Origin of the sequence: Bradyrhizobium uaiense (assembly GCF_010811875.1) — a bacterium.
Classification (GTDB): domain Bacteria; phylum Pseudomonadota; class Alphaproteobacteria; order Rhizobiales; family Xanthobacteraceae; genus Bradyrhizobium; species Bradyrhizobium uaiense.
The window spans coordinates 1-12752 of record NZ_VKHP01000256.1 but is presented as its reverse complement, the minus strand read 5'-3'; the positions used below and the strand labels follow the sequence as shown (position 1 = coordinate 12752).

The following is a 12752-nucleotide window of genomic DNA, read 5'->3' as shown; positions in this document are numbered from 1 at the left end:
CGCGCAAACCATCTTGGCCAGCGGTCTACCCGATCGCACTCAACAGGCCGGACATATGGATGCAAGCGATCCGATCTCACCAGAAAGCTCTTGTGCCACGGCGGCCGTCCACATATGGGTCCCGGCTCCCGTGCGCAATTGCGCACTAGGCCGGGACGACGATAATGGTTATGCGGCGATCATATCAGGTCGCATCACCTCAACCCCATCACCAACTCCTCGATCTTGATCGGGAAATTGCGCACGCGGATGCCGGTGGCGTGGAAGACGGCGTTGGCGACGGCACCGGCGCTGCCGGTGATGCCGATCTCGCCGACGCCCTTGATGCCGAGCGGATTGACGTGCGGATCGTGCTCGTCGACGGTGATCACATCCATCGGCGGAACGTCGGCATTCACGGGCACATGGTATTCGGCGAGGTTCGCATTCAGGATGCGCCCCGAACGATGGTCCATCACCGCCTCTTCATGCAGCGCGAAGGAGAGGCCCCAGATCATGCCGCCGCGCAGCTGGCTCTGCACCATCAACGGATTGATGATGCGTCCTGCCGCGAACGCACCGACCAGCCGCGTGGCGCGGATCTGGCCGAGTTCCGGATCGACCTTGACCTCGGCAAAGACAGCGCCATGCGCATGCATCGCATATTGCGACTGCGCCGCTGCATCGGCCGCACCGGTGCCGCTGGCGTCGACCTCGGCAACGCCGGCGCGCGCCAGGATCTCGGCGTAGCTTTCGCTGCGCGCGTCATCGTCGCGGCGATAGAGCCGCCCGGCCCGCGCCACCACGCCGGCATTGCCGGCGCCGAACAAGGGCGAACGCTGGTCCGAGGTGGCGAGTTCGGCGAGCTTGGCGATCACTGCGGCACCGGCATTGTGGATCGCGGCACCGACGGTTGCGGTGTGCCCCGATCCACCGGCGATGCCGGCATCGGGCAGATCGGAGCTGCCGGAGCGGAACGTCAGCTGATCGAAATCGAGACCGAGCGAGTCGGCCGAGATCTGCGCCAGCGCGGTCCAGGCGCCCTGCCCCATGTCGTGCGCGCCGGTCTCCATCACGCCTTTGCCGTCGGCGCGGATCACCGCGCGCGCATTGCCCTGGAACATGATGGCCGGGAACGTCGCGGTCCCCATGCCCCAGCCGACCAGAAAGCCGTTCTCGTCGCGCATCTGCCTCGGCTGCAGCGGACGACCCGCCCAGCCGAAGCGTTCGGCGGCTCTCGCGTAGCACTGGCGCAGCGCCTTGGAGGAGAACGGCTTGCCGGTAGTCGGCTCGACCTCGGCATAATTCTTCAGCCGAAACTCCAGAGGATCGATGCCGCAGGCGAACGCCGCCTCGTCGATCGCGCTTTCCAGGACGATCGATCCGGTGGCCTCGCCCGGCGCACGCATGAACAGCGGCGTGCCGGTATCGACGCGCACCGCTTCATGCGCAGTGCGGATCGCGGGGCTGGCATAGAGCGTGTGCGAGGCGTCCGCCGCAGGCTCGTAGAAATCGTCGAAGCTCGACGTCGTGACGCGCGCCTCATGGTTGATCACGGCCAGCTGGCCTGCATCGTCGGTGCCGATCCGGATGCGCTGGCGGGTCGGCGGACGATGGCCGACCGGGCCATACATCTGGCTGCGCCGCAGGACCAGCTTGACCGGACGCCCGATCAGCTTGGCGGCCATGATGCCGAGCACCTGCGGCCCGGAAATCAGTCCCTTGGAGCCGAAGCCGCCGCCGAGGAACGGGCTGTTGATGTGGATATTCGCCGGCGACATGCCGAACAGGCCGGCGACGCGCATCTGGGCGAAGCCCATGCCCTGGCTCGGCGTATCGATGAACAGCCGGTCGCCGTCCCACACCGCGACGATCGCATGCGGCTCCATCGCGTTGTGATATTGCGCCGGGGTCTCGTAGGTCGCATCGGTCAGCTTCGAAGCAGCAGCCATGCCCGCGTCGATGTCGCCGTGACGAACTTCGGCGGGATTGCCGATGCCGACCACCGGCGGCGCATAGGCCTCGCCGGCGTCGAGGCCGACGCGCGCGATCTCGACCTGGTAGCGCGGCGACAGCAAGGCCGCGCCTTCGGTCGCGGCCTCCAGCGTCTCGGCGATCACGACCGCGATCGCCTGGTTGGCGTAGCGCACCTCGTCGCTCTGCAGGAGCTCCATGCGGAAGGCGAACGGATTGCCCTTGGCGTCGGGATCTTCCGCCAGCTCCGGCTTGTGCGCCGGGGTCATCACGTCGATCACGCCGGGATGGCGTTTGGCAGCGGCGACGTCGAGCGATTTGACGCGGCCGCGCGCGATGCAGCTGGTCGCGATCACGGCATAGACCATGCCGGGCGGATGATTGTCCGCGGCATAGCGGGCCTTGCCGGTGACCTTCAGTACGCCGTCGGTGCGGGTCATCGGCTGGCCGATATTCGAGCCATGCCTGATATGGGCGGGGTCGCGGGTCAGACTGAGTTCAACCGTCATGCGTTACGCTCCTGCAACGGATGAGAAGGGAGAGCCGGGCAGCGCGGCAATGCGATCCGGCGTGCCTGCGGCGGCAAGGGTGAGCGCGCGCACGATGATGCGCTGCGCGAGCTCGATCTTGAAGGCGTTGTCGCCGGACGGCTTTGCATCTGACAGCGCGGCGCGCGCCGCCTCGCGATAGACCGCCGCATCCGGCGCGGCGCCCGCGAGCACCTGCTCGGCCTCGCGCGCACGCCACGGTTTTGCGGCGACGCCGCCGAGCGCGAGCCGCGCCTCGCGAATCCTGCCGTCCTCGATGCGCAAGGCCGCCGCGGCCGAGACCACGGCGAAGGCATAGGAGGTGCGCTCGCGCACCTTGATGTAGCGGGCATGCCCGGCGAAGTCTTGCGCATCAGTTGGCAGCCGCAACGCGACGATCAGGTCGCCGCGCTCCAGTGCGGTCTCGCGATCCGGCGTCGCTTCAGGCAGACGATGCAGTGCCTCGAGCGGCAACTCGCGCCGGCCGGCCTTGCCTTCGATCTCGACGATGGCGTCGAGTGCGACCAGCGGCACGCAGAAGTCCGACGGATGGGTCGCGATGCAGCCCTCGCTCCAGCCGAGCACCGCGTGCAGGCGGTTCTCGCCTTTCAGCGCGTCGCAGCCGGCGCCCGGCCAGCGCCGGTTGCAGGCGCTGCCGGCGTCGTAGAAATAGGCGCATCGCGTCCGCTGCATCAGATTGCCGCCGACGGTCGCGGCATTGCGGAGCTGCGCGGACGCACCCGAGAGCAGCGCCTCGGCGACCGCGGGATAGTTGCGGGCGAACTCCGGATCATGCGCGAGATCGGCGTTGCGGGCCAGCGCGCCGATCCGCAAGCTACCGTCGGAGAGGCGTTCGATGCGATCGAGCCCGGGCAGCCGCGTGACGTCGACGAGACGGCTCGGCCGGCTGACGCCGCCCTTCATCAGATCGAGCAGATTGGTGCCGGAGGCAAGATAGGTCGCGCCCTTCTCGCTGGCCGCAGCGATCGCATCCGCGACATTGGTCGGCCTGACATAATCGAAGTTCATCATGCGGAGCGCCTCTGCTTGGTGGCGGTCATGTTGGATTGTGCTTCGAGCACGGCTTCGGTGATCCCCTGATAGGCGCCGCAGCGGCAGAGATTGCCGCTCATGCATTCGCGCACGCGCTCCGGGTCGTCGCCGGCCTGGCCCTCCTGGATCAGGCCGATGCCGCTCATGATCTGGCCCGGGGTGCAGAAGCCGCACTGGAAGCCGTCATGGGCGATGAAGGCGGCCTGCACCGGATGCAGCTCGCCGCCGCGCCCGATGCCTTCGATGGTGACGATCTCGGCGCCGTCATGGCTGGCGGCGAGCGCGAGGCAGGAATTGATGCGGCGGCCGTCGACCAGGATGGTGCACGCGCCGCACTGGCCGCGGTCGCACCCCTTCTTGGTTCCGGTGAGGTCGAGCCGCTCGCGCAGCAGGTCGAGCAGGGTGACGCGGGGGTCGTCGAGGGTGATGTCCCGGCGGACGCCGTTGATGGTGAGACTGAGAGGGAGATTCATGCAAGGCGCTCCGATCCGTGTATGGTCGGGTTGAATCGAGGCAACAGAAGCTCGTGGCCGCCGATGCATGATCGGCGCGCCTTGTCAGGCCCGGTGCTGGTCGCCATATACGGAGGCATCCTCCGTTTACAAGGGAGGGTGAAAAGAAAAAGGAATGGCCGGTTCATCACCAGAAATTGTCCGCAAGCCGCGCGCCGATGCCGTGCGCAATCGCGAGCGCGTGCTGGAAGCCGCCAAGGCCGTGTTCTCAGCCGGCGGCAGCGAGGCGAGCCTCGAGGCGGTGGCGCGCCATGCCGGCGTCGGCATCGGCACGCTGTATCGGCACTTCCCGACCCGGGAGGCGCTGTATGAGGCGGTCTACCGCCGCGAGGTCGAGCAGCTCGGCGACCTCGCCGAGCAATTGCAATGCGCGCCGGAGCCGGTCGCTGCGCTGCGCCGTTGGCTGCGCGCCAATGTGGAATTCGTCGCCACCAAGAAGGGCATGGTCGCAGCGCTCGCGCTGGTCGCGCATGGCTCGACCGAGCTGCACGCCTATTCGTTCGATCGCCTGACCAAGGCGATCGGCACCCTACTCGCGCGTGCGGTGGCGGCCGGCGCCATTCGCGACGACATCAGTGCCGAGGACGTGCTACGCGCGCTGATCGGTATGTGCTACATGCACGACCAGCCGGGCTGGCAGACCACCGCGCTCAGGCTCCTCGATGTGTTCGTCGATGGCTTGCGGGTGCAGCCGGCAGGCAAAGCGGCAGCGGCAATGCCGGCAAGGAAAGCGGGGCGAAAGGCGCGGCGCCAAGCATAGCTCCGACCAGCCGAAAGAGGCGCCCGGCAAATGTGCCAAAGTGCACAGACGAGCTGGCCGGCTTTCGGCTAGATCGCCGCATTGCCAAGTCCAAGCTCATATTTGCTCTATTGGATATTTGCGATCCAGCCCGGCCAGCGTGCCGGGCTTTTCGTTGATCGATCCTGGGTAACGAAAGCCCCGCGCGATGCGGGCCTTTGTGACTATCGCGGATTGGTTCGCGTTCCGCTGTTGTTGCCTGGAAGGTTCGACGTTCCAGTCCCGGTCGCGGAATTGCCATTCGGGTCGGTCGAATAATTCGGCGTCGAGCTGCCCGGGTTGTTCATGTCGTTGCCGGTGGTGCTGCCGGGTGGATTGCTCATGCCCGAGCCCGTTCCCATGCCGGTGGTGCCGCCGGTGCCCGACGAGCCGGTACCGGTGCCGGTTCCTGTGCCCGAACTTCCCGTCCCTGCGCCGGCGCTCGCGCCGCCTGCCGATCCGCCGCCTGCTCCACCGCCCGCTCCTTGCGCGAAGGCGAGCGGCGTGGAGAGCACCATCGCCGCGGCCAACCCGATCGTAGCCAGTTTCTTCATGTGACGTCCTTTCCTGGTTCGAACCGGAGCAACGTGGTCCGCGAGGTGGTCGTTCCTAGGCGGAAGGACGCACGTTCAGGACAGCGCGAGGAACAAGATGCCGGCTGTCTTGTTCAGCGGAAACAACGTTCCCCGGAGAGGCCCCGATGAAAACACTTCAGATGCAGCACGAGATCACGGCCGAACTGGAAAGACGATCCGGCGTCAAAGGACTGAAGCTGATCCGCCTGAAGGGCTACAGCCCAAGTTGGGATCTCGGCGGCACGCGCGAGACCGCGCTGGATGAGGCAAAGGAGAGAGAGCTTCGCGACACCGTGACGGCGATGCAGGACGAGTTCGACATCGCCTAGGCCCGGTGCGCACGCAGCTTGCGGCAGGTAGGACATCGCCGGTGAAAGATCATGACCCTCGCCTCTCGCCCGGCGAACCAGCCGCCGCGCGCCAGGCACACGTCTCGGGCGCGCGGATTCCGGCAATTGAACGAAGGTCGAAATGGGCGATCCGCCGTTTGCATTCGTGCCGTTGCTACCGGTCGCGTCTTTCACGCGAGCCGGTCATGATTTCGCTCGAAAACGCGTTAGCCGAAGCGGTGATCGTAGCGGTTGATCGACAGCTCCTTGGTGTCGATCTCGGGCTTCTTGCCGGAGAGCATGTCGGCCAGCACGCGGCCGGAGCCGCAGGCCATGGTCCAGCCGAGCGTGCCGTGACCGGTGTTGAGATGCAAATTGGCAAAGCGCGTCGCGCCGATCACCGGCGGGCCGTCCGGCGTCATCGGGCGCAGGCCGCACCAGAAGGTGGCCCTGGCAAGATCGCCGCCGCGCGGGAACAGATCGGTCAGCGAATGATCCAGCGTCGCGCGCCGCGCGTCATAGAGCTTGGTCGAATAGCCTGAGACCTCGGCGGTGCCGCCGACGCGGATGCGATCGCCGAGCCGCGTGATCGCGACCTTGTAGCTCTCGTCCATCACGGTCGATTCCGGCGCGCCTGACGCGTCCTTGATCGGCACCGTGATCGAATAGCCCTTCACCGGATAGACCGGCAGCGAGATGCCGAGCGGTCGCACCAGATGCGGCGAGTAGCTGCCGAGCGCGAGCACATAGGCGTCCGCGGTCATCAGCCCGGCGCTGGTCGCAACGCCGGTGATGCGGGACGCATCGGCATTCAGCCCGTCGATGCCGACATTGAAGTTGAAGCGCACGCCGATCTTCTCGGCTTCCAGCGCCAAGGCCTGCGTGAACATGTGGCAGTCGCCGGTCTCGTCATGCGGCAGCCGGAGCCCGCCGGCGAACTTCTGCTTCACGCCGGCCAGCGCCGGCTCGGCTTTGATGCAGCCCTCGCGGTCGAGCACCTCGAACGGCACGCCGTATTGCTTCAGCACGGCGATGTCGTCGCCGGTGTGGTCGAGCTGGGCCTGCTCGCGGAACAGTTGCAGCGTGCCCTGCGCGCGCTCATCGTATTTGATGCCGATCTCGCTGCGCAGCGCCTGCAGGCAGTCGCGGCTGTATTCCGCGATCGGGATCATCCGGCTCTTGTTCACCGCGTAACGCTGCGTGGTGCAGTTGCGCAGCATCTTCAGCAGCCAGAGCCACATCACGGGATCGAGCTTGGGACGGATCACCAGCGGGCCGTGCTTCATCAACAACCACTTCACCGCCTTGACCGGCACGCCGGGGCCGGCCCAGGGCGACGAATAGCCCGGCGACACCTCGCCGGCATTGGCGAAGGAGGTTTCGAGCGCGGGCTTCGGTTGACGGTCGATCACCGTCACCTCGTGGCCGGCACGCGCAAGGTAATAGGCCGAAGTGACGCCGATCACGCCACTGCCGAGAACAAGGACCTTCACTTTTCCTCACATCCTGCAGCGAAAACGCAATCGCCGCTGCGAAACCACTCTGCTTCGCAACGGCGACAGCAATTTGTAGAGCTAGCTAAAATCCAGCCAGCAATTATCAGGCCACGCGCTTGATCGCATCGCCGAGGATCGAGACGATGTCGTCGATATGCGACTTCTCGACGATCAAAGGCGGCGACAGCGCCAGCGAGTCGCCGCTCATGCGGAAGTAGAGGCCGCGATTGAAGCAATCGACCATGACGTCGTAGCCGCGCGCGCCGACAGCGCCGTCACGGGCCGAGAGCTCGACCGCACCCATCAGGCCCTGATTGCGGATGTCGACGACATTCGGCAGACCCTTCAGCGAATGCAGGCCATCGCGCCAGTAGTCGGAGAGCGAGGCGCCGCGGGTCAGGAGACCCTCGTCCTTGTAGATGTCGAGCGTGGCGAGGCCCGCCGCGCAGGCCACCGGATGCGCCGAATAGGTGTAGCCGTGGAACAGCTCCATGGCATTGTCAGGGCCGACCATCAGCCCGTCATGGACCTGGCGGCTGGCGAACACCGCGCCGCACGGCACGGTGCCGTTGGTGATACCCTTGGCGGTGGTCATCATGTCCGGCGTCACGCCGTAGAAATTGGCGGCGAACGGAGTGCCGAGGCGGCCGAAGCCGGTGATGACCTCGTCGAAGATCAGGAGGATGCCGTGCTTGGTGCAGAGCTCGCGCAGGCGCTGCAGATAGCCCTTCGGCGCCGGCAGCACCGCGGTCGAGCCCGGCACCGGCTCGACGATCACGGCCGCGATGGTGTCGGCGCCATGCAGCGCGACCATCCGCTCGACATCGTCGGCGAGCTCGGCGCCATGGTCCGGCTGGTCCTTGGCGAAGGCATTGCGGGCGAGATCATGGGTATGACGGATATGGTCGACACCCGGCAGATGGGTCGCGAACTGGCGGCGGTTGGCGACCATGCCGCCGACCGACATGCCGCCGAAGCCGACGCCGTGATAGCCGCGCTCGCGGCCGATCAGGCGGGTGCGGGTCGGCTGGCCGGCGGCGCGGTGATAAGCCAGCGCGATCTTCAGCGCGGTATCGACCGATTCAGAGCCCGAATTGGTGAAGAAGATGCGATCCAGCCCCTTCGGAGCGATCTCGGCGAGGCGCTCGGCGAAATCGAACGCCAGCGGGTGACCCATGTTGAAGGAGGGTGCGAAGTCCAGCGTCGACAGCTGCCGCTCGACGGCGGCCGCGATCTGCGGGCGGCCATGGCCGGCGTTGACGCACCAGAGACCGGCGGAGCCGTCGATCACCTGCCGACCGTCGACCGAGGTGTAGTACATGCCCTTGGCGGAGGAGAACAGCCGCGGCGCTTTCTTGAACTGCCGGTTGGCCGTGAAGGGCATCCAGAACGAATCGGTCTTGATGGTGTTCGGAATCTGATGAACGGTCACGGCGGGCTCCATTATGGGTTTCCTATAGTCGGACCACTCTTCCCAGCACTCAACAAGTCCTTTTCTGTCGCACCGCAAGCCATTGATCTTGTTGAAGCGGTCTGCGAAGATTTGTTCGATCCGCAACACCTGCAACAGGGATCTCGTCATGAGCGTCGACATCGGCGGTCGGCTCCGATTCATCCGCGCGCGGCACAAGCTGTCGCAGCGCGAGCTCGCCAAGCGCTCCGGGGTGACCAATTCGACGATTTCGCTGATCGAATCCAACCAGATGAACCCGTCGGTCGGTGCGCTGAAGCGTATCCTCGACGGGATTCCGATGGGGCTCGCCGAATTCTTCGCGATCGAGCCGGAGCGGCCGCGCAAGGCGTTCTACCGCGCCGACGAGCTGACCGAGATCGGCAAGAAGCCGATCTCCTACCTCCAGATCGGCGACAGCCTGTTCGGACGGGCGTTGCAGATCCTGAAAGAGCGCTACGAACCCGGCAGCGACACCGGCCGGGTGCCGCTGGTGCACGAGGGCGAGGAAGGCGGCATCGTGGTGTCGGGCCGGCTCGAGGTCACGGTCGACGACGAGCGACGGGTGCTCAATGCCGGCGACGCCTATTATTTCGAAAGCCGCCGCCCGCACCGCTTCCGCTGCATCGGCGCCAAGCCGTGCGAGGTGATTTCGGCCTGCACACCGCCGACGTTTTGAACCCGGCGCGTGCGGCGGGCGACCCAAGCCGCAGGGGCCATTTGTCGCGGCCTCGCAGGTGATGTCCATGCCTCGCTCCCCTCGGCTTGCGGCCGCTGTCGTGGCCATCTCGGTTCTTGCCTCCGCCCCATCGTTTGCGATGGACGATTTCTTGCGCGCGTCGAGCAGCGCGCCGACCGCGATCACACTCTGCGGCAACGGCAGCGATGACCGGATCAAGCCCGCCGATTGCAAGAAGGCCGGCATCGACGAGCTCGTCGCGCGGATCGACAAGGCCTTCGACGCGGCGCTCGGCAAGATGCCGCCAAACGTCAAGCCGCTGCTGAAGCGCGACCAGGCCTGGTTCAACGAGATGATTATCGATGCCGCCGAAGTGCTGGCCGATACCGGCGAGGACGAGCTGAAAGCGAATTTTATCGAAGCCCTGCGGCGCCGCGCGGCGGCGCTCGACGGCATCACGTCCGGCCGGCCCGGCCTATCCGGCACATGGGTCAATGCGTTCGGCAGTGTCACGCTGACGCCGGCCGAAGGCGGCGCCTTTCGTCTCGCCGCCGACCTGCGCGGCGACTATGGCGGCGACCGCAGGCGAAGCTGCAAGCTCACCGCCGATCTGAAGCCTTCGGGCGCCGGCTGGCTCTCCGGCCCCGTGGTGGTCGAAGCGGACGCATCGGCCGACAAGGCGAAGACGGACACAACGGGCGCTCCCGCCAAGCCGCCGTCATTGAAACTCCGCCGCCAGGGCGAGACCTTGCGTATCGTCGGGACCGTCGACGATGAGGATTGGGACGGATTCAACGACTGCTCGTCGATGTGGCAAACCACCGGCAACTATTTCGCCGCCGGAAAGGACGCAGCATCCGACAAGGCCGACACCGCCTTCATCGCGCCGACCTTCGACTGCACCAGGCCCGAGACTGCGACCGATGAGGAGATCTGCGCCGATCCCGATCTCGCCGACAACGACCAGCGGCTGAACCGCGCCTGGAAGGCGCTGCAGCCGCGGCTCGACGACGCGACGCGGCGCGCGCTGATCGACGACCAGCGCAACTGGGTGAAGGGCCAGACCGAGGAGTATCCGGAATTCCTGCATCCGGCCTGGAACAAGCAGTCATCGCAGGTGCACTTCACCGTCGATGCGCGCGATCACGTCAACGGCTTGCAGCGCGAACGGCTGGCGCTGCTCGAAGGCTTTGACGACAAGCGCAGCGGCCTTGCCGGTGTCTGGCTCGCCTATAACGCCATCATCAAGGTCACCGGCGACAAGGACGGCGCCGTGAAGGCGATCGGATGGAAGTGGGACCAGGGCGACTGGAAGGCGGGCTGCGACTACGAGATGACCGGCAAGATCACGGGCGGCGCATTCCGCTCCGACGAGCGGCGCAAGAACCCGGATACGCTCGAGCGCGACCACGCCATGCTGATCGTCAACCGGCAGGACGACGCCTTTGCCAAGAAGCGCACCGGCAAGGACGGCACCGAGGACAGCGCCGACGAGGCGAAATGCAAGCGCCGGCTCGACAACTCCTCGACCGCGCGGCTGTTTCCCGCCCGCCCCTCGCCCGACATCGACAATTTCAAAGGCTCGATCCGCTGAAGAGTCGGACGGCGGGCTGTTGCGGTCACAAATTGCGCGTCTGCCTGTCGCCATAGGTGATCACGAAAGCGACCGTCCCGAACATCATGGTTACGGCAATGACGACGAGAATGGTATCGAGGGGCATGGCAGTCCTCCAAGGTTGACGAATCAAGGCTAGTGCGCCGGCCGGAAGGAACCTTGCGACAGATCAATTTTCCGAGGAGATCGATTGTTGGTGAAACCATGCGACCGGGTTTCACGTAAGCTCGGGCAGTCATCACGGAGTATCCGCATGCGCGCGATCGCCCTCATTGCCGCCATCCTGTTTGCCCTCGCATCGCCTGCCACCGCCGACGATGTCGGCGCCGCGCAAGGCGTGATCCGCGCCCAGGAGCAGGCGTTCGGCCGTGACGACGCCGCCGGCGCCTATTCCTACGCCGCGCCCGCGATCCGGCAGATCTTTCCGCAGGCCGACATCTTCATGTCGATGGTGCAGAGCCAATACGCGCCGGTCTATCGACACCGGAGCTTCGAGTTCGGCGCGGCGCAGAGCGAGAGCGACCGGATCGCGCAGCGCGTGCACATCGTCGATGCCAATGGCGAGGCGTGGGAGGCGCTCTATACGCTGGAGCGACAACCGGACGGCAGCCTGAAGATCTCCGGCTGCTCGCTGCTCAAGGCCGGCCAGTCGGTGTGAACGATCGTTACGCCATGGCCAACCGCTGCCGCGACCGCATCAAGAGCAGCAGGATGATGCTAACATTGAGCAGGTTCCAGGCGAGGCCATTGGCGAAGGCCGCGGCATAGGAGCCAGTGGCGTCGAAGATCACGCCCGAGATCCAGCCGCCGAACGACATGCCGAACACCGAGGCGAAGATCACGATGCCGATCCGGGTCGCGGCCTCCGACGCCGGCATCGCCTCGCGCACGATGATCGCGTAGCTCGGCACGATGCCGCCCTGGAACAGGCCGAACATCGCCGAGATGACGTAGAGCGAGGTCAGGCTGTCGAAGAACAGATAGAACAGCAGCGCCGAGCCCTGCGCGATCGCGCCGATCAGCAGCGTGCGGATGCCGCCGATCCTGTCGGCGAGGAAACCGGAGCCGATCCGGCTGATGATGCCGAATCCGAGCATCAGCGACAGCATCTCGGCGCCGCGCGCCACGCCGTAGCCGAGATCTCCGCAATAGGCGACGATGTGGACCTGCGGCATCGCCATCGCCACGCAGCACGAGATCGATGCGAGCGACAGGATCGCGGTCAGCGCGTTGGTGGAAAGCCTGAGGTCGACCCGCGGCGGTGCCGCGTTGACGTGGTTGCGCCTGACCGCGGCCCCCATCAACAAGCGCAGCAGCATGAGCGCAAGCGTCATCCCGAGCGCGGTGAAGATGCCGATCGCGATGTGGGTGGTGCGCCAGCCGACGCTCTGGATGCCGAAATTGACCAGCGGCGGCCACACCGTGCCGCCGACATAATTGCCGCTCGCGGCGATCGCGACCGCAAGGCCACGGTAGCGCTCGAACCAGTGCGACGCCTCCGCCATCAGCGGGCCGAAGGTCGCAGCCGACGACAGGCCGATCGCGAAATGCAGCAGGATGAAGGCCCACACCGATGGCGCGTAGCCGGCGCCGACATAGCCGAGGCCGAGAATGCCGATCCCGGCGCCGATCGCGGCGACGATGCCGAAGCGGTCGCTGATCTTGCCGGTCACGACCTGGCCGATGCCGAAGCCGAGCATCACCATCGTGAAGGCGAGCGCGGCCGCGCCCCGGGTTGCGCCGGCGTCGCTCTGCAGCACAGCCAGCCCCACCCCACCCGCCCAG

General features: G+C 66.3%; 12 protein-coding genes. 5 read left to right on the top strand and 7 right to left on the bottom strand.

Going from position 1 to position 12752, the window contains the following annotated elements; translation table 11 throughout:
• Nucleotides 1-194 precede the first annotated feature (194 nt).
• From FNJ47_RS38670 to FNJ47_RS38660, 3 genes are read right to left on the bottom strand one after another with little or no spacing between them, the layout of a single operon-like run.
• The gene (locus tag FNJ47_RS38670; RefSeq protein WP_163161085.1) at nt 195-2462 is read right to left on the bottom strand and encodes a xanthine dehydrogenase family protein molybdopterin-binding subunit; all 2268 of its coding nucleotides are present in this window, start codon (nt 2460-2462) and stop codon (nt 195-197) included.
• Nucleotides 2463-2465: 3 nt separating this feature from the next.
• A complete protein-coding gene (locus tag FNJ47_RS38665; protein ID WP_163161084.1) occupies nt 2466-3512 on the bottom strand; it encodes an FAD binding domain-containing protein in 1047 nt (348 codons plus the stop codon).
• The gene (locus FNJ47_RS38660; RefSeq protein WP_163161083.1) at nt 3509-4006 is read right to left on the bottom strand and encodes a (2Fe-2S)-binding protein; all 498 of its coding nucleotides are present in this window, start codon (nt 4004-4006) and stop codon (nt 3509-3511) included. The genes FNJ47_RS38665 and FNJ47_RS38660 overlap by 4 nt, the downstream gene beginning before the upstream one ends.
• 154 nt (nt 4007-4160) lie before the next feature.
• Here FNJ47_RS38660 and FNJ47_RS38655 point away from each other — a divergent pair, with 154 nt between their 5' ends.
• Entirely contained in the window at nt 4161-4805 is a 645-nt protein-coding gene (locus tag FNJ47_RS38655) for a TetR/AcrR family transcriptional regulator (protein ID WP_163161082.1), read from the top strand.
• A 203-nt stretch (nt 4806-5008) separates the two neighbouring features.
• Here FNJ47_RS38655 and FNJ47_RS38650 read toward each other — a convergent pair whose 3' ends face one another.
• The gene (locus FNJ47_RS38650; RefSeq protein ID WP_163161081.1) at nt 5009-5377 is read right to left on the bottom strand and encodes a hypothetical protein; all 369 of its coding nucleotides are present in this window, start codon (nt 5375-5377) and stop codon (nt 5009-5011) included.
• 146 nt (nt 5378-5523) lie between these two features.
• Between FNJ47_RS38650 and FNJ47_RS38645 the strand changes: the two genes are divergently transcribed.
• Nucleotides 5524-5727, top strand: coding sequence for a hypothetical protein (locus FNJ47_RS38645; RefSeq protein ID WP_163161080.1), 204 nt, complete (start codon nt 5524-5526; stop codon nt 5725-5727).
• Between the two features lie 227 nt (nt 5728-5954).
• Here the strand turns inward: FNJ47_RS38645 and FNJ47_RS38640 are convergent, their stop codons facing one another.
• Both FNJ47_RS38640 and aptA read right to left on the bottom strand, forming a co-directional pair.
• Entirely contained in the window at nt 5955-7220 is a 1266-nt protein-coding gene (locus FNJ47_RS38640; protein ID WP_163161079.1) for a D-amino acid dehydrogenase, read from the bottom strand.
• Nucleotides 7221-7326: 106 nt separating this feature from the next.
• Entirely contained in the window at nt 7327-8667 is a 1341-nt protein-coding gene (gene aptA / locus FNJ47_RS38635) for an omega-aminotransferase AptA (RefSeq protein ID WP_165446058.1), read from the bottom strand.
• A 136-nt stretch (nt 8668-8803) separates the two neighbouring features.
• Here aptA and FNJ47_RS38630 point away from each other — a divergent pair, with 136 nt between their 5' ends.
• From FNJ47_RS38630 to FNJ47_RS38620, 3 genes are all read left to right on the top strand, one after another.
• Nucleotides 8804-9352 carry a cupin domain-containing protein gene (locus FNJ47_RS38630; RefSeq protein ID WP_018273259.1) on the top strand — a complete coding sequence of 183 codons (549 nt, stop codon included), beginning with the start codon at nt 8804-8806 and terminating at the stop codon, nt 9350-9352.
• Between the two features lie 67 nt (nt 9353-9419).
• Nucleotides 9420-10946, top strand: a complete 1527-nt coding sequence (locus tag FNJ47_RS38625; protein ID WP_163161077.1) for a lysozyme inhibitor LprI family protein — start codon at nt 9420-9422, stop codon at nt 10944-10946.
• A 274-nt stretch (nt 10947-11220) separates the two neighbouring features.
• Nucleotides 11221-11625 (top strand): DUF4864 domain-containing protein, encoded by a 405-nt coding sequence (locus FNJ47_RS38620; RefSeq protein ID WP_163161076.1) that lies wholly within the window; start codon nt 11221-11223, stop codon nt 11623-11625.
• A gap of 7 nt (nt 11626-11632) precedes the next feature.
• Here FNJ47_RS38620 and FNJ47_RS38615 read toward each other — a convergent pair.
• Nucleotides 11633-12752 (bottom strand): MFS transporter (locus FNJ47_RS38615; protein WP_163161075.1); only part of this gene is annotated, 1120 nt, incomplete at its 5' end.